The following is a 23851-nucleotide window of genomic DNA, read 5'->3' as shown; positions in this document are numbered from 1 at the left end:
CCGTCAACAGGCCCGGCCGGTAAGCGTCTACGCGGTCCCGCTCGTCGTCGCTCCCTGCCCCGACCGATAGTCACGGGCCTTGAACCGCTTCGTCCGCCACCAGTAGGAGACAGTCGTACCCGGCCACAGCGTGTCGATGCGGCCGTCCGCCGACTGGTACCAACTGCGGCAACCGCCGGACACCCAGACGGTCTTCTTCATCAGCCGCTGAGTCCTCCGGTAGGCGCTCGCCTGTACCTCCGGGCGGAGTTCGAGAGCCCGTATCCCCTTCACGCGCGCGTGCTTGATGGCGCCGACTATGTAGCGGGTCTGCGCCTCGATCATGAACACCATCGAGTTGTGCCCGAGTGCGGTGTTCGGGCCCAGCATCATGAAGAAGTTCGGGAACGCCGAGGTCGAGATGCCCAGCTTCGTGGCGGCTCCGTCCCTCCAGGCGTCCGATATCTCGACACCGTCCCGCCCGAACACCTTCATCGGGGCGAGGAAGTCGGTGGCGGCGAACCCGGTGCCGAAGACGATGGTGTCGACCCGGCGCGGCGAGCCGTCCGCTGCGACGACCGCGTCCGCCGTGATCTCGCGCAGGCCCGTCGTAATCAGTTCGACGTTGCTCCGCCGAAGCGCGGGGAACCAGTCGTCGGACACCAGGCGGCGCTTGCACCCGGGGGCGTAGTCGGGGGTCAGCACCGCCCGCATCGCCTCGTCGGGCACGGACTCCTTGAGGAAGTCCAGCGCTCGCTGCCGGTAGCGCTCGACGACCTTGGGGTGTCCGAGGAAACCCCGGGCCAGCGTCTCGAACTCCCAGTACGTCGCCCAGCGTCGCAGCCGCTGCACGAGGGGCAGCCGACCGTAGAGACGACGCCGGCGCGCGGGGATCTCCGCGTCGCCGCGCGGCGTCACCCAGTGCGGTGACCGCTGGAACACGTAGAGTTTTTCCGCCTGTTCGGCCAGGTGGGGAACGAACTGAACGGCACTCGCACCGGTTCCGATCACCGCGACATGGCGTCCGGCGAAGTCGTGGTCGTGATCCCACCGGGCGGAGTGGAACGCCTTTCCGTCGAAGGTCTCCAGGCCGGAGATGTCGGGCACCACCGGCTTGCTCAGCACGCCGGTCGCGTTCACGACGAACCTGCCCCGGATCGACTCACCCGCCCCTGTGACCACGGTCCAGGTGTCGGTGGTGTCGTCGAAGCGCATCTCCTCCACCTCGACGCCGAACCTGAGGTGCGGGCCGAGTTCGTAGACGTCGACGACTTGCCGCAGGTAGGCGTGGAGTTCGTCCCAGGACGGGAAGTGCCGTGTCCAGTCCGGGTTCTGGCGGAAGGAGTAGGAGTACAGCACGCTCGGAACATCGCAGGCGGCGCCCGGGTAGGTGTTGTCCCGCCAGGTGCCGCCGACATCGGAGTCCTTCTCCAGAATGACGAAGTCGTCGATCCCGGCTTCCTTGAGCTTGATGGCGGCACAGAGCCCGGAGAAACCCGAGCCCACGATGACGACCGCGGGATCGCCGCCTTGAAGATGAGTCATGACCGTCCTCTGTCGACTGAGGGCCAGGGATGGTGTCCTCCGAGCCGCGATCCCCGGTGGGGTCGACGGCGAGGACTTCTGATCAAATGACCTGATCGTACGATCAGAATGCGTGCCGTACTTCCGCGTGTCAATGCCCGGAGAACACCGAGGGCGCCGACGGCCGATCCGATCCCAGCGGCTGGAGCGAAGTCCGCTGCGGTTCGGCAGCACCCTGAAGGCGTGCGGGGCTGTATCCGTACGCGGCTCCGCCGCGTTGGCGTGACCAGCCACGATGGCGCGGCGGACGATCGACGGCACAGCCCGTCCCCGCGCATCGACACAGCCGGCGGAGCGCTCAGGGTGTGTCCGGCGGATCATGCCGGTGACGCCGGTCCTGGCACGCCCTCCCCCGTCCACCCAAGGGGCGCGGGGAACCTCCAGCGGCGTTGTCGTCCGCTGTCGACTCCCCCGCCCCCTAACGACCTCACGCGGGGACTCCCGTCGCATCACCCGCGGCGGCAGCCACTGGTATCAGCACCTTCTCCGCCTACAGCCGCACACGCCAAGACCCACTCACCTGGGTCCGTCGGGCGCCGCTGCCTTTCTCCGACCCGTTCCGCCGGACAGACCCTGGCCGCCGAGTGCGTCGCGCAGCGCCGCGAGCAGTCCCGCGACGCGCGGATCCGGGCCTCCGGTCATCTCCGTCTTCAGCAGGTTCTGCACATACCCGAAGCCGACCCGGGCATCGCGGTCGGCGAAGCCGAGTGCCCCGCCGACACCCTCGTGCCCGAAGGAACTCCCGGACAGCATCGGCACCCCCGCGCTGGGCAGCATGAACCCGCTGCCGAACCGCGCGTCCAGCCCGGTCACCCGGTCACGCCCCGCACTCTGCTCGGCGGTCGCGGCCGTGACCATGTCCTCACCCAGCAGCCTCAGTCCGTCCACCTCACCGACGCAGGAGGCATAAACCCGAGCCACAGAGCGGGCGTTGGTGATCCCGTTGGCAGCGGGAAGCGATGCCCTGCGGACGCTCGGCGTGTTCCACTCGTCGGCATCGGGCGTCCTCAGCGCACCGTTGGCAGTCATCGCCCGGACCAGCAGTGACGACAGGTCCGCCGGAACTCTCCGGTCGGCGCCGATCGCCCGCCTCAGCTCCGGATCGGGAATCCGGTCCGCGAGCGAGGAGTCGGGCGAGGCAGCGGGGCGACCGGACAACGGGTCGTCGACCAGCGCGGCGACCCGCTGTTCCACGCCGTCGGGCAGACCGATGAAGAAGTCGAGGTCCAGCGGGCCGGCGATCTCACTGGAGAACAGGTCCTGGATCGTCCGGCCGGTGGCACGTCGAACCACCTCGTCGAGAAGCCAGCCGTACGTCAGGGCGTGGTAGCCGAAGTCGGCGCCCGGCGTCCAGAGAGGTTCCTGTTCGGCGAGTGCTCGTGCCGCGACGCCGTACGCGAGGATCTCCGCACGAGTGAACCGGCCGTCGAGAACCGGCAGTCCGGCCTGGTGGGCGAGGATCATCCGGACCGTGACTCCCCCCTTCCCGTGGCTCGCGAAGGCGGGCCAGTAGCGGGCGACGGGAGCGTCGAGGTCGAGTTCCCCCCGGTCGGCCAGCAGGCAGCAGAGGATCGCCGTGGCGCCCTTCGTCACGGAGTACGCCAGCCCGACCGTGTCCGCCCGCCATCGCTCCCCGGTGACGATGTCGGCGAGTCCGCCCCACAGGTCGGCCTTCAGTTCGCCGTCCACGTAGACCGCGCAGGACGCCCCCACTTCGCCGAGCTGCGCGAAGTTCCGGTCGAACGCCTCCCGTAGTGGCTCGAAACCCGGTGCGACGAACCCCTCCGAGTACGTGATCTGCGGCTGAATCGACATGACACTCCTCGCGGCGACTCGGGCGCCCACCGGTCCGGGCCGCGGGCCTGAGCCGGCGCGGTCGGCACCCGCCGCATCGACGGAGACGGGATGCACAGACCCCTTGCGGAGCGGCGAACGCCATCGTAATCTAACGACCTGATCAGATGACCAACTAGTGGTCCACTGTGGGACTGCCTCACCAGGCTGTCAACCCACCCCCGGAAGCAGACCCGCACTCTCCATTCCGGTCCCCAGAATTCGTGAATTTTCCCGAAAACCTTGACAGGCCGCTTCAGTAACCCATTACTGGGCCGACAAGATTCGCCAATGCCCCAGCAGGGGGTCGGGGCCATCATCAGAGAGGGTGCACATGAGTTCTGTGTCAGCGGCGAATGAGCCGAAAACTCCCACGGCGTCATCACCGCAGGAATCGCAACTCCGAGGAAACCTGGGCACCGCCCATCTGCTCTTCACGGTGCTCGCCTTCAACGCACCCCTCGCGATCGTCGTCGGCTTTCTCCCGGTGGTCATCGGCTATGGAAATGGCCTCGGCGCACCCATGGCGTTCGTCGCCGCCGGGGCGATCATCGCCCTCTTCGCCGCCGGATTCACCACCATGGCCCGGCACCTGCCGAACCCGGGAGGCTTCTACGCCTACATCACCGCAGGTCTCGGCAGGGTCGCGGGGCTGGGATCCTCGTTCGTCGCACTGCTCGGCTACTACTTCATGGTCATCGGCAGCTACGCGTACGGCGGCCTCGTACTGGAATCGCTCGTCCACGACACCTATCACGGGCCCGATATCAAGTGGTGGGTCTGGGGTCTGTTCCTGCTGGCGATCGTCGGAACGCTGGGCTATCTCAAGCTCGACCTCTCGGCGAAGATTCTTTCCGCGCTTCTGGTCTGCGAGATCATCGTCGTCCTCGTCTATGACGCCTGTGTCGTATTCCAGGGCGGCGCTTCAGGTCTCGGCACTTCTTCCTTCACCCCGCATGCCATATTCTCCGGCTCGATCGGCATCGCCCTTCTTTACGGCATCACCTGCTTCGGCGGATTCGAGGCGACCACCATCTTCCGCGACGAGGTAAGGAATCCCGACCGTACGATTCCGCGGGCGACGTACCTCGTCATCGGCCTCGTCACCGTCCTGTATGCGGGCGGCGCGTGGGTGATGATCCAGGCCGTGGGCGCCGACAAGGTCGTGGCCGCCGCGGCCACCGACCCCACCGGGTCGTTCATCTCCAGCCTGGAGACATACAGCGGCCGCGTCACCGTGGACATCGTGACCGTGCTGCTGAACACGAGCATCTTCGCCGCACTGTTGTCGGGCCACAACATCACGTCGCGCTACATGTACAACCTGAGCGCGGACCGCATCCTGCACCGCTCCCTCAGCCGGGTGCACGGCCGGCACGGCTCCCCGCACCGCGCGTCCCTCACCATGACCGCCCTGTCGCTGCTCGGACTGGCCCCCTTCGTCGCCCTCGGTACCGACCCCTCGAAGCTGTACGCCGTACTGGTCGGGATCTTCGGCTACGCGCTCATCGTCCTGCTCCTGGTCACCGGCGTCGCGGTTCCCGTCTACCTCAGGCGGAACCGGGTGGCCGGGGCGAATCCCTGGAACTCGGTCATCGCTCCCGCCCTCGCGCTCGTCGGCCTCGCCATCTCCGTGGTCCTGGCGACCCAGAACTTCAACCTGCTGATCAGCGGCTCGCAGACACTCGCGAACACGATGTTCGCGGTCGTGTACGGAACCTTCGCGGCGGGCGTCGTCATGGCGCTCGTCTATCGGAGGACGAAACCCGAGGTGTACGCCCGGATCGGCCGGCAGTAGGCGTGGACAAGGACGGTCCGTGTGCCGACGACGGCACACGGACCGTCACCCGTCGGCGGTCGTCGCACCCTCCGACGACCGGCCGGTGAGCATACGGATCGCGTGGTCGGCGTACGTGTACGCGATCTGCTCGGCGCCGTGCGGTCCGTCCGGACGGAACCAGGCCGAGACCCCCATGCCCATGTCGAGGATCGCGTACGAGGCGAGCCGGGGTTCCGCGACGGTGAAGTCGCCCTCGGCGCACCCCCGTTCGATGACGGTGCGCAGCCCCCGCTCGTAGGTCCGGCGCAACCGCAGCACCTGGTCGCGGTAGGGCTGTTCCAGGTTCTCGATCTCACGGTTGCCGACGAACGCCTGCTCGCGATGTGCCGCGTGATAGCGGACATGCGCCTCGACGATCCGCCGCAGCTGCAGGGACACGTCGCCGCCGGCATCGAGCGCCGCCCGCTGGTCGGCGATCAGCGCCCGCATCGTGTCGACCATGATTCCCCCGAGCAGTACCTGCTTCGAGGTCACGTGGCGGTACAGGCTCGGGCCGCGGATGCCGATCGCCGCGCCGATGTCGGACATCGTCGTCGCACGATAGCCCCGTTCGGCGAACAGCCTCAGCGCCGCCGCGGAGATCGTCCGCGCGTCGACGGCCTGTTGCTTCTGCGGCAGGCCTGCGCCCTGCCCCGCCCAACGCGACCCGTCTTCGTCATGCAGCGCCTCAGTCATGCGGTGAGGATATCGGCTACTGCTCATTAGCTTCGGCGATGTGGCTTAGCACACTCACCTCTTGACAAGTTTCTGATCAAACGATCAGGATCTGAGCTAACGGTCATTAGCTCAGAAGGAGTGCCATGACAGTCCGGCGTACCGCGCTCGTCACCGGCGCATCCCGTGGAATCGGCAGGGCCATCGCAGAGCGGCTCGCGGAAGAGGGATTCGATCTCACCCTGTCCGCTCGCGCCGACGGACCGCTCAAGGACACCGCTGATCAACTGCGCGTCCATGGGGGCCGGGTGGAGACCGCGTCCGCGGACATGGCGGACCCGGAGCAGGTCGAGACACTGGCCGACGCGCATCTCCAACTGCACGGCGGCATCGACGTGTTGGTGCTCGCCGCCGGTATGGGAACGGGCGGCGAGCTGGCCGCCTATCCCCTGCACAAGCTCGACACCATGCTGGCGGTGAACCTCAGGAGCAACTTCCAGCTCACCCAGCGACTCCTGCCCGCACTCCGCACGGCCGGATCCGCGCCGTCCGGACTCGGGGCGAGGATCATCGCCATCGCGTCGATCACGGGAGTCGTGAGCGAGCCGGGCCTGGCGGCGTACGGCGCCACCAAGGCCGCCCTGATCTCCCTCTGCGAATCGATCACGACTGCCGAGGGCGCCCGGGGCGTGAACGCGACGGCCCTGTCACCCGGCTACGTCGACACCGACATGGCGGCCTGGGTCCACGACCGCGTCGACCCCGCCACGATGATCCAGGTCTCGGACATCGCGGAACTCACGGTGTCGCTGTGCCGGCTGTCGCGGTATGCCGCGGTGCCCAACATCGTGGTCACCCGGCCTGGAGAAACGCTGTGGCGCGCATGACCGCCGCCGGGAGAACCGGGGCCGGATCCGGCCCGGGCAACGACATGACGAGCCGGACGGAGTCACCGTAGATGTCCTTCGATTTCTCTCTTGCGCCCAGAGTGGTGGAGTGGCGCGACAGGATCGCCGAGTTCGTGACGGACGTCGTCGTCCCGCGCGAGCAGGAGGCGTTCGCGAACGGCCTGGACGACGGGCTGCGCCGCGAGTTGCAACAGGCGGCGAAGGCCGCGGGGATCTGGGCACCGCAGGCACCGGCCGACCTCGGCGGAGGCGGCTTCCGCTTCGACGAGGCGGCCGTCCTCCTGGAGGAGGCAGGCACCAGTCTGCTCGGCCCGCTGGCCCTCAACTGCGCGGCCCCGGACGAGGGCAACATCCATCTGCTCGATGTGGTGGCCACGCCCGCTCAGCGGGAGAAGTACCTCGTCCCGCTCGTCAACGGCGACATCCGCTCCTGCTTCGCGATGACCGAGCCGCCGCCCGGAGCGGGCTCCGACCCGTCCGCCGTACGCACCCTGGCGACGAAGGTCCCTGGCGGCTGGAGCATCTCGGGTGAGAAACACCTGATCACGGGAGCCGAGGGCGCCGCGTTCACGATCGTCATGGCGCGCGACGGCGAGAGCGGCGGTGCCACCATGCTGCTCGTCGACACCGACACCCCCGGTTTCGCGGTGAAGGAGCACGCCCGCACCATCGACTCGACCATGGTCGGCGGCCACTGCCGGGTGCTGTTCGAGGACGTGTTCGTACCGGACGACGCCGTGCTCGGCGAAGCCGGGCTGGGCTTCCGGTACGTACAGGTCAGGCTGGCGCCCGCCCGTCTCACCCACTGCATGCGGTGGCTCGGTGCCGCCCGGCGCGCACACGAGATCGCTCTTTCGCGGGCGGTCGACCGGGAGTTGTTCGGTCAGCGGCTCGCCGACCTCGGGATGGCACAGCAGCTGATCGCCGACAACGAGATCGACCTGGTCGCTGCCCGAGCGCTGCTGTGGCAGGCCTGTTGGGAAGTGGCCGAGGGCAGTAAGGGCACCGAGTCGTCGTCGCGCGCCAAGGTCTTCATCAGCGAGGCCGTCGGAAGGATCGTCGACCGCTCGGTGCAACTGGCCGGAGGACTGGGCACCAGCGAGGACCTGGTCATCGGCCGCATCTACGCCGACATCCGCGCCTTCCGTATCTACGACGGAGCCTCGGAGGCGCACCGGATGTCGATCGCCAAGCGGGCCGCACGCCGTGCGGGCACAACCGCCGTACAGGAAAGCGGAGTTCAGTCATGAGCACCGATCTGCCCGGTCTGCCGGCCGTGGACATCGAGAAGTGGCTGCGGGAAACGCTGCCGGACCTGTTGGACGGCGGCCCTTGGCAGGCCGAGTTGATCTCCGGCGGGCTGTCGAACATCACCTACCGGCTGCGTCTCCCCCGCGGAACCGTCATCCTCCGGCGGCCACCGCTCGGTGAAGTGCTCCCCAGCGCGCACGACATGAAGCGTGAGTACCGCGTCCAGACCGCGCTCGCGGGGACCGAGGTACCCGTGCCCCGAACGCTGGCGCTCTGCACGGACCCCGATGTCCTCGGCTGTCCCTTCTACGTCATGGCCGAGGTGCCCGGCGTGGTCGTACGCACGGCGGAGGACACCGCGGGGCTCGGTCCCGAGGCACGCTCGACGCTGGCCGACGGCCTGGTGAACACCCTCGCGGACCTGCACCGTATCGACCCGGCGAGCATCGGTCTGGCGGACTTCGGACGGCCGTACGGCTACTGCGCGCGCCAGGTGTCCCGGTGGGGCGAGCAGTGGCGCCGCTCGCACACGCGCCGGCTTCCGGACATGGACGTGCTCCTGAACCGGCTCGGCGACCATGTGCCGGAGCGCTCCGACGCCTCGATCGTGCACGGCGACTACCGCCTCGACAACACCATCGTCAGCCTGGACGGGCCGCCCCGCATCGCCGGTGTTCTCGACTGGGAACTCTCCACACTGGGCGACCCGTTGGCCGATCTGGCCATGACGCTGACGTACTGGCACGACCGTGACGACACGGACCGCGAGCTGATTCCCGTCGCCGTGGGCGTCACCACCCAGCAGGGCTTCCCCAGCAGCCTCGAAGTGGCCGAGAGATACGCGGAGTCGACCGGCCGGGACCTGAGCCTCCTGCCGTTCTACCTGGCCTTCAGCGCGATGAAGCTCGCCGTGATCCTCGAAGGCGTCCACGCCCGGTACCTCGGCGGCCAGACAGTGAGCGACGGCTACGAAGGCGCCGGTGCGGCGGTCCCGGTCCTCGTTTCGAAGGCTCTCCGCGAACTCCGCGTACTGGGACGGACGTAGGCGGCGTTACGGCTGCGGGGCGGGAGCTTCAGTGCGCGGCTGCCCGCGACACGACTCTTCTGAGCACTGTCCCCTCAGGGGTTCATTGACGCGACAGCAAGCCCCCACCTAGATTTGCGTCGATACATTGATGTCCATCAAAGGATTCAGCGATGACGCGCAAAGCCATCCTCCTCGTCCACACCAACGCCGCCGGCCCCGAACACGAAGCCGCGTTCGACACCTGGTACGAGCAGGTGCACATCCCGCAGTTGCTGGAGCGCGTACCCGGCATCGTGAGTGCCACCCGCTTCACGGCGTCCCCGGCCGGTCCGCCCGCCGAGTACCGTCACCTGGCCCTGTACGAGATCGAGGCCGAGGACCCGGGCGCGGTGCTGGGCGCCATCGGGGAGGCGGCGGCCGCCGGTAAGCTCGACATGTCGCCGGCGATGGACAGCCGACCTCCGGTGATGACCTTGTACGAGCCGGCGCGGAGCGCCTGAGCGGGCGCGGCGCCGGGCCGGTTGCCCGTCGCCCCGGGTCGGCGACGCGTCCACCTGCGGGGCAACCGCGAGAAAGAAGAGTCGAGATGAGCTCGGACGACGCCGTGCTTCTGGAAGAGCCGGCGCCAGGCGTACGGCTGATCACGCTCAACCGCCCGGACGTGCGCAACGCCATGACCGCCGAGATGACCGCCGCCTGGTCGGACGCGCTGGCCGTGGTCACCGAGGACGATGACGTGCGGGTGCTCGTGGTCACAGGAGCCGGGAGTTCGTTCTGCTCGGGCGCCGACCTCTCCTGGCTCGACCAGGGATCGGCGCGGGACAACACGCCGGACCGGATGCGGCAGCGGATGCTGCCGTTCTACCGGACCTGGCTCGCGCCCAGGGAGCTGCCCTTCCCCGTGATCGCCGCGGTCAACGGACCCGTCGTCGGGGCGGGGCTGTGCCTGGCCCTGGCGTGCGACCTGCGGTACGCGAGTACCTCCGCCAGGTTCAGCACTCCGTTCGTCTACCTGGGAACCCATGGCGGTATGGCCGCGACCTGGCTGCTCCAGGAGGCGGTCGGCGTGCCGCGCGCACGGGACCTCCTCTACACGGGGCGCGAACTGCAGGCCGACGAGGCCGCCGCGTGGGGACTGGTGACCGAAGTGGCGGACGACGCCCTGGACCGCTCTCTTGAAGTGGCCCGGCGTATCGCGAGCGCCGCGCCGATCGCGACCCGGCTGACGAAGGCAGGGCTTGAGCAGTCGGCCAACGGGCTTGCCGCGTCGCTTCAGTGGGAGGCGCTGGCCCAGCCGGTGACGATGGCGACCTCGGACATCCACGAGGGGATCCGGGCCAAGAGGGAGCACCGCAGTCCCCTGTTCATGGGCGACTGAGGTGCCCGCTCCGGCCGCTCGGGACGCGGGCCGGGGCCTACCGCGCCGACTGTGGACCGACGCGGATCAGCCCTTCCTGCGCGACCGTCGCGACAAGGGTGCCGCGGCGGTCGAAGACCGTACTGCGGCACAGCGCCCGGCCGCCGCCGGCCCATGACCCCTCCTGTGCGCAGAAGAACCAGTCGTCGCCGCGGAAGGCGCGGTCGTGGAACCACACGGCGTGGTCCAGGCTCACCGCCAGCATCCCCGGCGTACCCATCCGCAGACCGTGCGGAGGCAGGGCCGCGGCGAGGAGGAACAGGTCCGACACCAGGGCGAGGGTGCAGGCGTGCAGGAGGGGGTCGGCACCCAGGGGTTCGCGTGCCCGGAACCACACGCCGTGGCGTGGCGGAGCGGTGGTACCGGCGGCCACTCCCGGCGGGGCGCCGACGAAACGCATGTCGAACGGGAAGCGGGCTCGGATGCCTCGGTACCACTCCCGCCCCCGCGCGTCCGGGAGTGACTCCTCCGGAGTGGGCAGCGACTCCGGGTCGGGTACGTCGAGCACCGCCGTCTGGTGGGTGAGCCCTGGCTCCGGCCGGTGGAACGAGGCGGTGAGCTGGAGCAGTTCCGTCCCCTGCTGGACGGCGGCGACCCGGCGGGTGGCGAACGTGGTGCCGTTCCGCACGATCTCCACCTGGTACTCGACCGCGCCCGAGGTCTCTCCGGAGCGCAGGAAGTGGGCGTGCAGACTGTTCGCCCTGAACCCCTCGGGGACCGTTCGTCCCGCCGCGCAGAGTGCCTGTGCCACGGCCTGGCCGCCGAACAGCCGCGCTGTGCCGATGTTCGGGCCAAGGGCACGGAAGCCGTTCGGCGACCATCGGTGCAGGTCGAACAGGCCGTCCAGGTCGGGTGGGTGACCCTCGGCCTGTTCCGCCGGGCGATCTGACGGGGCGTGGTCCATGCCGGCCGGCTGTGCGGCGGATCCGGTCTCCTTCATGGGAACTCCTCTCCGGTCGTCCGTGCGCCACTGCCGCGCCGACTGGTCCTCCGGCAGACCGCGAGTCGGGACCCGTCGATTCGTCGGAGTTATCGGACGCCTTGCGGTAATGCGCACGACACTAGCGTGCGCGGCTTCCGTGGGCTAATACTGTGCCCACCGACGCAAATGTATCGAAGTATCGAAATGATGTAGGGATGCCCGATCCCTCTCTGTGCCGCATCCCTGCACGGAGCCGGTGATCTCACCGAACACGCGGCGCCGGACGAGCTCGTCCTCGCCCTCCGGGCGCGCGTCCTCCCCTGCCGGGCCGTCGCACCGCAGCACACCCGCTCCGAACACCCCGCGGCCGACCCACCTTGCCCGTCCGGGGCTCGGCCTGCCGGTTCCCGTCCGCACCGCATGTACTCAAAGGAGAGGCCATGACCGATGTCGGCAAACTGACCCACCCCGACGTGGAAGATCCCCCTCAGCCCGAGCAGCGATCCACAGCGCACTATGTGCTGGTCACGGTCGCGGTGATGCTGATGATGGAGGCGACGGTCTTCTCCGCCGTCATGTTCACCAACATCCTGCACAACATGATCCCGCCGTTCACCCCCGGCCAACTGCCGTGGATCGTGACCATCACCTTCCTGGTCGGCAGCGCTCTCCAACCGCTCGCCGGAAAGCTCTCCGACGTGTTCGGCTACAAGAGGCTGTTCCTGGCGGCGGCGGTGCTCTTCCTCGCCGGCTCGCTCCTCGGGGCGCTGACGTCCTCGTTCCCGATGATGATGGTGGCACGGGTCCTCCAGGCTTCCGTCATCGCGATGCCCGGCGTCAACTACGCGTTCTTCCGCGAGTACCTGCCCAAGCGGATGGTCCCCATCGTGATCGGCCTGAGCGCGACGGGAATCGGCGTGGCCGTCGCCATAGGACCGATCATCAGCGGTGCCCTGGTGGGCTCCTTCAGCTACCACTCCGTCTTCTGGTTCTGCTTCCTCTACATGCTCGCCCTCGCACCCGTCCTGTACTTCGGCGTGCCCGACATCGGGCGCCGGAGCAAGCGCAGGATCGATGTCGGCGGCGCGTTCCTGCTCACCCTCGGCATCGGCATGCTGCTGTTCGGCTTCACCCAGAGTTCGAGCAAGGGGTGGACGTCGGCCGGCACGCTGGTGCCCTTCGCGATCGCGGTGCTGTCGTTCATCGGGTTCGTCGTCCTGGAGAACGGCCTGCCCGAACCGCTGATCGACATGAAGCTGCTGGCCAGTCCGGCGCTGCGGACCTCGCTGCTGATCGCGCTGTTCGCGTCGGTCCCCGCGTCGTCCTCCGGGTTCCTGATCCCGCAGATGCTGGAGAGCCATGCCGGCGGCGGAGTGTCGTACGGAATGGGCATGTCGTCCTTCCACGCCGGACTGTTCGGGCTGTTCACAGGTGTCGTGACGATGATCTGCGGACCGCTCGGCGGCTACCTGTGCCGGCGCTACTCGCCACGGCTGGTCGTCCTGACGTGCTCCGTGATCGGGGTCGTCGCCTCGGTGGTCATCGCGTTGGCGCACGACCACCTGTGGCAGTACGCGATCAGCATGATGCTGTTCGGGGTCGCGTCGGGCTTCTACTACGCGGGAACGGTGAACCTGGTCATCGAGGCCGTTCCGCCGCGCCTGACCGGTGTGAGCGGCGGGCTCCAGGCGACGACTTCCGCGCTCACCTCCGGCGCCGCGCCGGTGCTGGCCACCGTGGTGCTCGCGCTCTACGTGGTGGGGGGTGCCGGCTCGGCCTATGCCGGGAAGGGCTACACCTACGTCTTCCTCGGCGCCGCGGTGTTCGGCGTGATCGCCGTCGCGCTGAGCCTGTTCATGCGGCACGGCCGCGCGCAGGCGACGGGCGGCGCGGCGGTGACCGACTGACGCATCCCCGCCCGGCTCCTTCGCTGCCGTCCCGGCCCGACAGCCTGGACGGCAGCGAAGGCTGTGACCCAACAGACAGGCCAGGCACGCTCGGGCAACATGGACGGAAAGCCTTACGGTAAGTATGTTGATAGGAAACAGTGCGGCGTGCTTCCAGCCGAGTTCCGTGGAGCTGAAGTCCGGCGTACCGAGCGAAGGGACCGCGCGTGCCGCACGAGCCGGACAGCGTCACTGTCACCGGGAAAGCCCAGCGCCAGGCTTGGCTGGACCGCGTTCTGCCCCCCGTGGAGCAGGTCAGGCCCGGCCTGTGGTCGATCCCGACGGTGTTTCCCGACAACCCGCTGCGCTACGTGCTGAGTTACGCGGTCGGCCACGCCGGCGGAGTCGCGCTCGTCGACACCGGATGGCCGTGCGAGGACGCCTGGGACGGACTGGTGGCCGGCCTCGGCGAGGCCGGCTGGGACATCAGTGATGTCCGGGCCGTACTGGTCACCCACGGGCACGCCGACCATTTCGGCCTGGCCCGCCGGGTCCGCGAGGCCAGCGGAGCGTGGATCGCGATGCACGAGGCGGACGCGCGTCCGCAGCGGGAGTTCGCCGAGACCGGCCCCGGCGCCTTCGACCGGGCCCACACCACCTGGCTCGCCCGCCGCGGCGTGCCCCGCGACGAACCGGCGAGCGCCGAACAACCGCGTCCGGAGATGTTCGAGCGGTTCGACGTGGTGCCGGACAGACTGATCGAGGACGGTGACCGGCCGCTGGGTGCGGGATCCTCGCTCTCGGCGATCTGGACCCCCGGCCACACACCGGGGCACGTCTGCTTCTTCGACGCGGAGCGGAACGTGATACTCACCGGGGACCACGTCCTGCCGAGGATCACCCCGAACATCAGCCCGCTGCCGGGCGTCGAGGACGACGTCCTGGGCGACTACCTGTCCTCGCTGCTCCTGCTGACCGATTACGACGACGCCGAGGTCCTGCCGGCGCACGAGTACCGGTTCGCCGGTCTGAAACAGCGCGTGCACGACCTGAGGCGCCACCACGGCGACCGCCTGGCCGAGGTGATCGACGTGGTCCGCGCGGAGCCCGGCGCGGACACGGCAGCCGTCACGGCGGGACTGCGGTGGAGCCGGCCCTGGCCGCAGATGCTGGGCACGGCCCGCCGCTTCGCGATAGGTGAGGCCTACGCGCATCTCGTCCACCTGGCTCACACGGGAGCCATCGTGAACAAGGGGGTCGATGTCGACGCCTGGCACCTGATCCGCGACACGCCGCCGGAACTCGACTGAGCCGCCCCGGGGCCGTGGCGTCCGTGACCCCGCTCCGCGCCGCGCTACCAGGTCGGGAGCGTTCCGTCGGACTCGTGTCCGGCGGACGCGGCCGCACCGGGAACCTGTCCGGCGCCGTCGCCGGGTCCGGAAGTCAGCGCCCGCATGTCGTCGATGAGGGCGTGCAGCACGTCGTCCCGCAGGGTGTAGTAGAAGTTCCGGCCCTCCTTGCGGACGGCGAGCAGACCCGCCTGCACCAGGATCTTCGTGTGGTAGGAGATCGTGGGCTTGGACACCTCCAGGGTGTCCTCCAGGGTGCTCGCGGCGAGTTCGCCGGCCTCGGCCGCCTGCGAGACGATGCTCCAACGCACCGGATCGCCCAAGGCCTTGAAGACGTCCGCGGGGCGGAGTTCCGGCGACGCCGCGGCCTGCCGCAACCGGCTGGTTCCGGCGATCCTGGCCATGGGTGCCGACCTTCCCTTCCGTCGTTTCCGCGGCCCATCCTAGCGCCGGTGGCCGCCGCTCCCGCTCGTGCCGGACTGTGCGGCCCGGCAGACATAGAAGTATCGAATCATTCCGTCCGGCTGATCCGGCCGGACACGACATTCCTCGCGGAGGTCCTCCAGATGCCCGACGACGCCGTGCCCTCAGCCGGCACTCTCTATCTCGACGGCACATGGAGTGCCGCCGACTCGGGCGAGGAGTTCGCGGTGACGAACCCCGCCGACGGCACCACGCTCGGGCACGCCGCCGACGCCGGTGCCACCGAGACCCGCCGGGCGATCGAGGCGGCGAGCCGTGCGTTCCCGTCCTGGTCGACGGCGACCGCCTACGAGCGGGCAGCCGTCCTGGAGCGCGCGCACCGCGCGATGACCGACGACTCCGAGCGGCTGGCCCGGCTGATGACCCGGGAACAGGGCAAGCCGATCCGGGCGGCCCGCAACGAGGTGCGCTACGCCGCGGATTTCCTGAGCTGGTACGCGGAGGAGGCGAAGCGGGTCTACGGCACCACCATCCCCTCGTCCCGCGCCGGTCACCGGTTCCTGACGATGCGCCAGCCGGTCGGTGTGGTCGCCGCGATCACACCGTGGAACTACCCGATGTCGATGATCACCCGCAAGGTCGCGCCGGCGCTGGCCGCGGGCTGCACGGTCGTCCTCAAGCCCGCCGAGCAGACCCCGCTGTGCGCCGCCGCGGTCGTCGGCCTGCTGCACGAGGCCGGCGTTCCGGCGGGCGTGGTCAATCTGGTCACCACGAGCGACCCGGGTCCCGTGGCCGACACCCTGATGACAGCCCCGGAAGTACGCAAGCTGACGTTCACCGGGTCCACCGACGTCGGCAGGACGCTCAACGCCAAGGCGGCCCGGACGGTGAAGCGGGTCTCGCTGGAGCTGGGCGGCCACGCGCCGTTCATCGTGTTCGGCGACGCGGATCCCGCACGGGCCGCGAAGGGTCTGAGCCTGGTCAAGTTCCTCAACACCGGCCAGGCATGCATCTGCCCGAACCGCGTCTTCGTCCACCGTCCGCTGCTCGACGCCTTCCTCGACGTACTGGTGGAGCGGGTGCGGGCGATGCGAGCGGGCAGCGGGCTGACCGACGGCGTCACCGTCGGCCCGCTGATCGACGCCGCCGCGATGGCGAAGATGCAGCGCCAGGTCTCCGACGCGCTGGACAAGGGCGCCAAGGTCGTCGCCGGCGGCGAGCGCCTGCTCGACGAGGGCCTGGCCGGCGGGCAGTTCTTCGCCCCCACCGTGCTCACCGGGGTCTCCCCCGACATGGACGTCTACTACGAGGAGACGTTCGGCCCGATCGCCCCGGTGATCCCGTTCGACGACGAGGACGAGGTGGTCGCGATGGCGAACGACACCGCGTACGGCCTCGCCGCCTATGTGTACACCAACGACCTGTCGCGCGCCCTGCGGGTCTCGGAGGCGCTGCGGTTCGGGATCGTGGGCATCAACGACATCAACCCGACGGGTGCCGCGGCGCCGTTCGGCGGGATCAAGGAGAGCGGCCTGGGCCGCGAGGGCGGTCCGCAGGGACTCGACGAGTACCTCGACACCAAGCTGGTCGGCATCTCGTTCTGACCGGCTTCCCGCGCCGGTCGGCCGGGACAGCGGGACACACGTCGGCGCCGCCCCTCAGGGGCGGCGCCGTGGTGGTGCGTCAGCGTACGTCGCCGCCCCGACCGGGCCTCCAGGTCAGCGCGAGCAGCGTCGCGGTGCCGAGGGCTCCCAGCAGCACGGCGACGCCACCGCCGCCCCAACCGGTCAGTTCCGTGCCGGCCAGGTGGTCCACCGACGCGGTGCCCGGTCCGAGTGCCGCCAGCGCGACTGCCACCACCGCGATCAGCAGGACGTATTCGTACCCCTCCTTGAACACGAAGAAGCCGTTCGCCCGGTGCGCGAGGAGGCCGGCGACCGCCATCACGCTGATGACCGCGGCGCAGGCGAAGGGGGTGAGGAATCCCGCCGCGATGGCTGCCCCTGCTCCGATCTCGGTGACGACGCTGGCCCACGCCTGAAGCGTTCCGTGCCGCAGCCCCAGGCCTTCGAACCAGCGCGCGGTACCGGCGATACGGCCGCCACCGCGCCAGTGGTTGTACCCATGGGCGATCATGATGACGCCCAGTACCAACCGGACCGCGAGGAGCGCCACTTCCTGGGCGTCCATGGTCACACCCGCACGGGCTCGGCCGACGCGGCCCGGACCGCGGGCCGTGCGACGGGGCCGACCGCGGATCCCGCGGTGAGGCCGAGCAGCCCGGCGAGTTCCTCCCGATGGTGGGCCGAGTCGCCGAACAGCAGCTCTCCCGACTTGATCCGGCGCAGGTACAGGTGGGCCGGATGCTCCCAGGTGAACCCGATACCGCCGTGGACCTGGATGTTCCGCTCCGCCGCCAGAGTGCACGCCTCGCTGGAGTACGCCTTGGCCAGCGCGGCCGCCTCCACCAGCCCCTCCGGGTCCTCCGCGGCCACGCGGGCCGCATAGCGGGCGACCGCGAGGGCGGACTCGGCGGTGACGAAAATGTCGGCGCACAGGTGCTTGACGGCCTGGAACGACCCGATCGGCTTCCCGAACTGCTCACGGAGCTTGGCGTAGTCGACGGCCATCTCCAGGATCTTCTGCGTCGCTCCGGCGAGTTCGGCGGCGATGCCGACCGTCCCGAGCGCCAGCACATGGCGCTGCCCCGAGGTGAAGTCGCCCCCGATCCGCCGCGCCTCGACGTCCGTGAGGCGGACCCGGGCGAACTCGCGCGTCAGGTCGAGCCCGGCCAACGGCGTGCGCTCCAGCCCGGAGCTGTCCGCCGGCACGGCGAACAGCCCGAGCTCGCCACCGGCCGGGGCGACGACGAGGAGGACGTCGGCGGCCCGGCCGTCGAGCACCGCCTCGACCTGACCGTTCAGCCGCCACGTCCCTTCCGCGAGCCGGGCGGTGGCCGTCGACTCGCCGGGCCGCCCGGTCAGCCCTTCGGAGAACGCGACGGTCGCGATCGTCGTGCCTTCGGCGATGGCCGTGAGCAGCTCGGCGGCGAGCCCGTCGGCACCGGACGCCGTCAGCGCGCCGACGGCGAGGACGGCGTTGGAGAAGAAGGGGCCGGGCAGCAGGCTGCGGCCCATCTCCTCCAGCACGACGCCCATTTCGACGAACGAGGTGCCCTGGCCGCCCAGTTCCTCGGGGACGAGGAGGCCGTGCAGGCCGAGTTGCCGCGCGAGCTGGTCCCAGACCTCGGCATCGCGGCCGAGGCCCTCGTCGACGACCCGGCGTACGGCGCTCTCCGGCGCCTTGCGTTCGAGGAACGCCCGCACGGTGCGACGCAGCTCGCTCACTTCGGGGGCGAGTTCATGATCCATCGGTCCTCCGTAAGGTGTGGGTCGGTCGGCGAGGCCGGGCGCGGTCAGGACGGCAGACCGAGGACGCGCTGGGCGAGGATGTTCTTCATCACCTCGGTGGTGCCCCCGGCGATCGTGGAGGCGCGGGCGCGCAGATAGTCCGTCATCAGTGCGTCGTCCGGGCCGGCGACGGCGCCGAGACCACCCAGGGCGAGCTGCGTCTGCGCGAGCCGCTGCCCGAACTGGCTCCACTCCAGCTTGATGATCGACTGCTCCGGTCCCGGCTGGCCGGTGGCCCGGATCGACGCCAGGGACCGCTGCCCCAGGACGCCCACGACCCGGCCCTCCACCCAGCGCCGCACCAGTTCGTCGCGCAGCAGCGGGGAGAGCTCCCGTCCGGTCCGGTCGAAGCGCAGCGAGTCCACCACGGCCTCCACCTGCCGCTGGACCTGGGAGGCGTACGTCACGACGCCGCTGCGCTCGTGGCCGAGCGTGGTCATGGTGACGCCCCAGCCCTGGTTGAGCGGCCCGAGCAGGCTGCTGACAGGGACTCGCACCCCGGTGAAGTACACCTCCGCGAACTCGGACTCCCCGGTGATCTGCCGGATCGGATGGCGCTCGACGCCAGGGGTGTCGAGCGGGATCAGCAGCGCGGAGATGCCCTTGTGCTTCGGCGCGTCCGGGTCGGTGCGCACCAGAAGCTGCATGTGTGAGGCGCGCACACCGTCCGAGGTCCAGATCTTCTGGCCGTCGATGACGAACTCGTCGCCGTCGAGGACAGCCCTGGTCCGGAGGCCGGCCAGGTCGGATCCGGTGCCGGGTTCGCTGAACCCCTGGCACCAGATCTCGCTGCCGTCGAGGATGGCGGGCAGGTGGCGGCGCTGCTCCTCGGTTCCCCACTGGGCGATGGTGGGGCCGACGTTGGCCACTCCGTAGATGCCGGCGGTGCCGGGGGCCCCGTACTCCGCCAGGACCTCGCTGCAGGCCAGGGCCTCCACGACGTCCAGGCCCCGGCCGCCGAACTCCTCGGCCCACTGGGGTGCCACCCAGCGGCCCTTCTGCAGTATGCGCTGCCAGGCCAGCTTCCCCTCGAACTCCGGTTGCTCGCCCCACTGTTCGCGGAAGGCGGGCAGGTGGGCGTCGAGGTAGTGGCGCAGCTCGTCTGTCGCGGTCACGACGCGGCTCCTTCGGTCACTGGTTCGGTTCCCCGCGCGTGGCACGGAAGAGGGTGGTCATCGGCTCGACCAGGCGGAGTGTCCTCAGCAGGTCGTTGAGATGGGTGCAGCCGTGCGGGCCGACGAGTCTCCGGCGGACCTCCGGCTCGATCTCGCCGAGCGGAACTCCGTGCAGGCGCACGTCCGTTGCCGCGGCTGCCGGGCATTCAGGGAACGGCAGCGCGCCGGGACGTGCCGTCAGTTCCCGCACCACCGGGAGGCCGTCGGCCCCGGCCGCGACGGTCGCCGTGATCTCGTACTCGTGGACGACGACCTCGATGCCGTCCGGGCGGCAGTACGTGTCGCGGAAGTATCCGTACACGCCGGTGACCGTGTCGGGGGTCACCTCGATGAGGCGCCGCCGCCGCATCCCCGCCCGGGGCGGAGGGGGGTCGGAGTGCCAGACCCGTTCGTCCGCGCCGCCGAGGTCGGGGGCCGGCGGACGCGACATGAGCATGCGGGGAAGCGCCTCGCCCGAGGTGGCCGCGGTGCCGCCGGCGGCCCAGCCCGCGCACACCCCGATGACTGGGGAGGGCCGCTGGTCGGCGGGCCGCGCGGGTGCGTGCTGCTGCACCTGTGCGTAGCCGGAGATGATCCGCATACCGGGCAGGTCGTCGAGCAGGGCGGCCTGGAGGCCTGCGCCGCCGGCCTGGCCGAAGTACGCCGTGAGCGCGCGGCGGAACCCGCGACGGGAGTCGATCCCGACCAGCTCGGCCGGCAACCGGCTTTCGGCCGTGTCGCCGGTGGTGTCGTCGGCGTCCCGCAGCGTGCCGTCCTGGTCCACTCGGGTACGCAGGCGGTGGGTGGCGTGTTCGCGGGTGTGTCCCCCGCCGTCGGCGACGAGATCCCTGCCCCGTGCGTCGATCAGTGTCCCCGCCTGCCAGGTGCCGTCGGGGCGCGCGTCGACGGTGGTGGTGCGACGGATCGAGCCGCGGCTGATCGGCGCCGGACTCCCCGGCGCGGAACGGCCGTCGGGCGTGCCCGCGGAGCCCGGCGTCCGCCTGCCCGTTTCCGAACCGAACGGCATGACTCGGCCTCCTTCTTCGTCGGTCACCGTCAGGAGGTGAGAACCATGGCCCCGCACTGCGGTCCGTGCGCGTTGGCGACGACCGCCACGTCGGCACCCGCGACCTGGCGGTCGCCGCATTCGTCACGCAGTTGGAGGACCGCCTCGTTGAGGAAGCTGAGTCCGTGCAGCCGGCCCTCGGCCAACTGGCCGCCGTTGGTGTTGAGCGGCAGCCGGCCGCCCGGACCGATCGTCCGGCCGCCGTCCACCCAGTCCCCGAACTCGCCGAGGCCGCAGAGGCCCAGGGCCTCCACCCAGGAGATGGTGATGTGGGTGAAGCCGTCGTAGAGCTCGGCCACCTTGACGTCCTGGGGTGTCACCGACGAGCGTTCCCACAGCCGGTTGCCGCAGTCGATGGTGCCGCCGAAGACGAGGTCGTCGGCGAAGCTCCAGCTCGGGCGGGAGCCGGTCCCCTGGGCCATCGCGTCGACGACGACCGGCTTCCTGCGCAGGTCCGCCGCCCGCTCGGTGGACGTGATCACCGTGGCGCAGGCACCGGTCACCGGGTAGTCGCAGTCGAACAGGCGCAGCGGCTCCGCGATGTAGCGCGAGGACAGGTAGTCGTCCATGGTGATCGGGGTCCGCAGGACGGCCCGGTCGTTGAGGGCGGACCAGCGGCGGGCGTTGACGGCGATGTGGCCGTAGTCCTCCTCGCTGCCGCCGAAGTCGACGAAGCGCCGGTACTTGCGCATGCCCATGGACGGGATGACCGCGCCGTAGTCGCCGTACGGTGCCAGGAACTGGGCCGGGCCGTCGGCCGGCGGAAACTCCGACTTGCCGCTCTGCTGGCCCCACTCCCGGGTCACCGACCTGAACACCAGGGCGGTCTCGCAGGCACCGGACGCCACGGCCATCACCGCGTTCTGCGCCGCCGCGAGGCCCGAGGGTCCCGAGGCCGAGTTGTCGCCGAACACCGCGAGGTCGCGGATACCCAGCATCCGCTGCATCTCGACGGCGATCTGGGTGCCCTGTCCCGGGTACTCGAAGATCCCGTCGATGTCGGCGGTCGTCAGCCCGGCGTCCCCGATCGCCTGCTTGGCGGCTGTCACCGCGAGCGGCCGGGAGTCGACCCCCGTCTCGCGGTGGATGGTGGAGTAGCCGACCCCGACGACGGCGGTGGCGCGGGTTGCGAAGGCCACGGTTCAGGTTCCGTTCTTCTGGGTGGGGCGGAACTGGGGCACTGTGACGTCCCCGCGTTGTTCGTAGACGACTTCGAGGGGGTCGCCGGCCTTGAGGTCGGCGGGGTCGGCCTCGACGATGTTGGTCTGGATGCGGATGCCGGGTGCGTCGTCGAGCTGGACCTGGGCGATGACGTAGGGCAGGGAGTCTGTCCAGGCGGGGTGGAAGGCCTGGCGGATCACGGTCATCGCGTAGAGGGTGGCGCGCCCGCTGACCGGTCTCGCCGTCAGGGACTGCGACTGGCAGCTCTCACAGACCGCGTTGGGCGGGAACTGCACCTGGCCGCATTCCTCGCACGCCTGGACCGCCAGGCGTCCCCGGGCCGCGTTCTCCCAGTAGAACGCGCTGTACCGGTCCGGGACCGGAGCCTGCTTGTCCGTCATCGCCACCTCCGACATCACACCCGCGGCCACCGGAACCGCGGCGCGCAGGACCGCAAGTTTTACATACCGTATCTCTTACCGCAATGCTTTCGATGTGATGCGGGAGCCCTGTCCGGCACCCCGTCCGGACCGCACCCCACCACCTCCGCCACACTGGCGATTCCCTTACGGTAACGCTTATGGTAATACCTTCTCCAGGCCGTGGACGCGGCTGGTCGCCGCCTCCCCGGTCCAACGGCCGAGTGGCCGGTCACCGAGCAATCGCAGAGGGAAGGACTCCAATGACGGGAATCCTCAACGGCATCAAGGTCGTCGAACTCGCTTCCTGGGCCTTCGTGCCCGCTGCGGGAGCCGTCCTCGCCGACTGGGGCGCCGACGTCGTCAAGATCGAGGACACCCGCGGCGGCGACTCCACACGCAGCCTGGTGGTCGGCGGCCTGCGGCGCGAGAACGCCGCGGTCGACGCCGACTACATGATGGAGATCACCAACCGCGGCAAGCGGAGCATCGGCCTTGACCTGAAGTCGGACAAGGGCCGGGAGCTGTTCGCCCAGTTGATCGCGTCGGCCGACGTGTTCCTGACGAACTGGCTTCCCGGTCCCCGGGCCCGGGCACGGCTCGATGTCGAGGACATCCGCGCGATGAACCCGAAGATCATCATCGCCCGCGGTTCCGGCCAGGGCCCACGCGGCCCCGAAAGCGACAAGGGCGGCTACGACTCCTCCAGCTTCACCGCACGCGGAGGCGTGGCCTATGCCCTGACACCCCCGGGTGCCGAGTTCCCGTTCTCTCAGGGGGCGGCGTTCGGCGACCTGCCCAGCGGCATGTCCCTGGCGGGAGGGATCGCCGGCGCTCTGTTCCACCGCGAGCGCACCGGTGAGCCGAGCGTGGTCGATGTCTCGCTCCTCGCACAGGCCATGTGGACCATGGCCCCGGACATCCTCGCGGCCGAGTTCTTCGGCGTGGACCGGACCCCAGTGCCGCCGCCCGGCAGCGCGCTGAATCCGGTCACGAACCGGTACCGGACCAAGGACGGGCGCTGGATCCAGCTGGTCTTCCTCCAGCCGGACCGCTTCTGGCACGACTTCTGCGTCCGGGTGGGACGCGCGGACCTGGCCGACGACGAGCGGTTCACCCCCTCGCAGAACCTGATCGCGAACGCCGACGAGGCGGTGCGCCTGCTCCGGGAGACGTTCGCCGCGCAGGACCTCGAACACTGGACGACGGCACTCGCCGACGAGAAGGGCGTCTGGTCGGTGATCGCCAGCCCGCAGGAGGTCCTGGCCGACCCGCAGGCGATCGCGAACGAGTACCTCGTACCGAACAAGGACGGCCTCGGACGCGAGTACCACGTGGTGTCCAACCCCGTGCAGTTCGACGAGACCCGGCCGCAGTCCGCACGTGCCCCGGAGTACGGCGAACACACCGAGGCGCTGTTGGTCGAAGCCGGCGTGACCTGGGCCGAGATCGCCGAGGCGAAGGAGCTCAAGGCGATCCTCTGAGCGCCGGGCGGCCCGTACCGGAACAGGTCCGGTCCCCGGCCGATCCCGTGAACGCAGCACGACTGTGGCCGCGCCCTCCTCGAA

The 23851-nt window shown here is 69.9% G+C and carries 21 protein-coding genes; 10 read left to right on the top strand and 11 right to left on the bottom strand.

Annotated elements, in window-relative coordinates; genetic code table 11:
- Positions 1–27 precede the first annotated feature (27 nt).
- Both OG496_RS50190 and OG496_RS50185 read right to left on the bottom strand, forming a co-directional pair.
- Positions 28–1524, bottom strand: coding sequence for a flavin-containing monooxygenase (locus tag OG496_RS50190; RefSeq protein WP_405975702.1), 1497 nt, complete (start codon positions 1522–1524; stop codon positions 28–30).
- A gap of 555 nt (positions 1525–2079) precedes the next feature.
- Positions 2080–3378 carry a serine hydrolase domain-containing protein gene (locus tag OG496_RS50185; protein WP_405975701.1) on the bottom strand — a complete coding sequence of 433 codons (1299 nt, stop codon included), beginning with the start codon at positions 3376–3378 and terminating at the stop codon, positions 2080–2082.
- Between the two features lie 352 nt (positions 3379–3730).
- Between OG496_RS50185 and OG496_RS50180 the strand changes: the two genes are divergently transcribed.
- On the top strand, positions 3731–5194 hold the full coding sequence (locus OG496_RS50180; protein WP_405975700.1) for an APC family permease: 1464 nt from the start codon (positions 3731–3733) through the stop codon (positions 5192–5194).
- 45 nt (positions 5195–5239) lie between these two features.
- Here the strand turns inward: OG496_RS50180 and OG496_RS50175 are convergent, their stop codons facing one another.
- Entirely contained in the window at positions 5240–5911 is a 672-nt protein-coding gene (locus tag OG496_RS50175) for a TetR/AcrR family transcriptional regulator (RefSeq protein ID WP_405975699.1), read from the bottom strand.
- A 125-nt stretch (positions 5912–6036) separates the two neighbouring features.
- On the opposite strand from OG496_RS50175, the gene OG496_RS50170 reads away from it, so the two are divergent.
- From OG496_RS50170 to OG496_RS50150, 5 genes are all read left to right on the top strand, one after another.
- Positions 6037–6777: an SDR family NAD(P)-dependent oxidoreductase gene (locus OG496_RS50170; RefSeq protein ID WP_405975698.1), complete on the top strand. Its 741-nt coding sequence runs from the start codon at positions 6037–6039 to the stop codon at positions 6775–6777.
- Between the two features lie 71 nt (positions 6778–6848).
- A complete protein-coding gene (locus OG496_RS50165; RefSeq protein ID WP_405975697.1) occupies positions 6849–8048 on the top strand; it encodes an acyl-CoA dehydrogenase family protein in 1200 nt (399 codons plus the stop codon).
- A complete protein-coding gene (locus OG496_RS50160) occupies positions 8045–9094 on the top strand; it encodes a phosphotransferase family protein (RefSeq protein ID WP_405975696.1) in 1050 nt (349 codons plus the stop codon). Before OG496_RS50165 ends, OG496_RS50160 begins: the two co-directional genes overlap by 4 nt.
- A gap of 152 nt (positions 9095–9246) precedes the next feature.
- Positions 9247–9576, top strand: a complete 330-nt coding sequence (locus tag OG496_RS50155; protein WP_266866248.1) for a DUF4286 family protein — start codon at positions 9247–9249, stop codon at positions 9574–9576.
- Positions 9577–9662: 86 nt separating this feature from the next.
- Entirely contained in the window at positions 9663–10454 is a 792-nt protein-coding gene (locus tag OG496_RS50150) for an enoyl-CoA hydratase/isomerase family protein (RefSeq protein ID WP_405975695.1), read from the top strand.
- A 37-nt stretch (positions 10455–10491) separates the two neighbouring features.
- On the opposite strand, the gene OG496_RS50145 is transcribed toward OG496_RS50150, so the two are convergent.
- Positions 10492–11433 carry an acyl-CoA thioesterase gene (locus OG496_RS50145; protein ID WP_405975694.1) on the bottom strand — a complete coding sequence of 314 codons (942 nt, stop codon included), beginning with the start codon at positions 11431–11433 and terminating at the stop codon, positions 10492–10494.
- A 422-nt stretch (positions 11434–11855) separates the two neighbouring features.
- On the opposite strand from OG496_RS50145, the gene OG496_RS50140 reads away from it, so the two are divergent.
- Both OG496_RS50140 and OG496_RS50135 read left to right on the top strand, forming a co-directional pair.
- Complete coding sequence (locus tag OG496_RS50140; RefSeq protein WP_405975693.1) at positions 11856–13322, top strand: MFS transporter; 1467 nt, start codon at positions 11856–11858, stop codon at positions 13320–13322.
- A gap of 206 nt (positions 13323–13528) precedes the next feature.
- Complete coding sequence (locus OG496_RS50135; protein ID WP_405975692.1) at positions 13529–14611, top strand: MBL fold metallo-hydrolase; 1083 nt, start codon at positions 13529–13531, stop codon at positions 14609–14611.
- 44 nt (positions 14612–14655) lie between these two features.
- Here OG496_RS50135 and OG496_RS50130 read toward each other — a convergent pair whose 3' ends face one another.
- Positions 14656–15054, bottom strand: a complete 399-nt coding sequence (locus tag OG496_RS50130) for an ArsR/SmtB family transcription factor (RefSeq protein ID WP_405975691.1) — start codon at positions 15052–15054, stop codon at positions 14656–14658.
- Between the two features lie 162 nt (positions 15055–15216).
- Here OG496_RS50130 and OG496_RS50125 point away from each other — a divergent pair, with 162 nt between their 5' ends.
- Positions 15217–16677: an NAD-dependent succinate-semialdehyde dehydrogenase gene (locus tag OG496_RS50125; protein WP_405975690.1), complete on the top strand. Its 1461-nt coding sequence runs from the start codon at positions 15217–15219 to the stop codon at positions 16675–16677.
- A 79-nt stretch (positions 16678–16756) separates the two neighbouring features.
- On the opposite strand, the gene OG496_RS50120 is transcribed toward OG496_RS50125, so the two are convergent.
- From OG496_RS50120 to OG496_RS50095, 6 genes are read right to left on the bottom strand one after another with little or no spacing between them, the layout of a single operon-like run.
- On the bottom strand, positions 16757–17263 hold the full coding sequence (locus OG496_RS50120) for a DoxX family protein (RefSeq protein WP_405975689.1): 507 nt from the start codon (positions 17261–17263) through the stop codon (positions 16757–16759).
- 2 nt (positions 17264–17265) lie between these two features.
- Positions 17266–18444: an acyl-CoA dehydrogenase family protein gene (locus OG496_RS50115; protein WP_405975688.1), complete on the bottom strand. Its 1179-nt coding sequence runs from the start codon at positions 18442–18444 to the stop codon at positions 17266–17268.
- A 44-nt stretch (positions 18445–18488) separates the two neighbouring features.
- Positions 18489–19598: an acyl-CoA dehydrogenase family protein gene (locus OG496_RS50110; RefSeq protein ID WP_405975687.1), complete on the bottom strand. Its 1110-nt coding sequence runs from the start codon at positions 19596–19598 to the stop codon at positions 18489–18491.
- A gap of 16 nt (positions 19599–19614) precedes the next feature.
- A complete protein-coding gene (locus tag OG496_RS50105; RefSeq protein ID WP_405975686.1) occupies positions 19615–20664 on the bottom strand; it encodes a DUF2889 domain-containing protein in 1050 nt (349 codons plus the stop codon).
- Between the two features lie 29 nt (positions 20665–20693).
- Complete coding sequence (locus tag OG496_RS50100) at positions 20694–21842, bottom strand: thiolase family protein (RefSeq protein ID WP_266866226.1); 1149 nt, start codon at positions 21840–21842, stop codon at positions 20694–20696.
- A 3-nt stretch (positions 21843–21845) separates the two neighbouring features.
- Entirely contained in the window at positions 21846–22265 is a 420-nt protein-coding gene (locus OG496_RS50095) for a Zn-ribbon domain-containing OB-fold protein (protein ID WP_266866224.1), read from the bottom strand.
- Between the two features lie 281 nt (positions 22266–22546).
- Here OG496_RS50095 and OG496_RS50090 point away from each other — a divergent pair, with 281 nt between their 5' ends.
- Positions 22547–23767, top strand: a complete 1221-nt coding sequence (locus tag OG496_RS50090) for a CaiB/BaiF CoA transferase family protein (protein WP_405975685.1) — start codon at positions 22547–22549, stop codon at positions 23765–23767.
- Positions 23768–23851 lie beyond the last annotated feature (84 nt).

It is taken from the genome of Streptomyces sp. NBC_00988 (assembly GCF_045162645.1).
Classification (GTDB): Bacteria; Actinomycetota; Actinomycetes; order Streptomycetales; family Streptomycetaceae; genus Streptomyces.
Note: the sequence above shows the minus strand (reverse complement) of the source record. Positions and strands in the feature narration are given on the sequence as shown.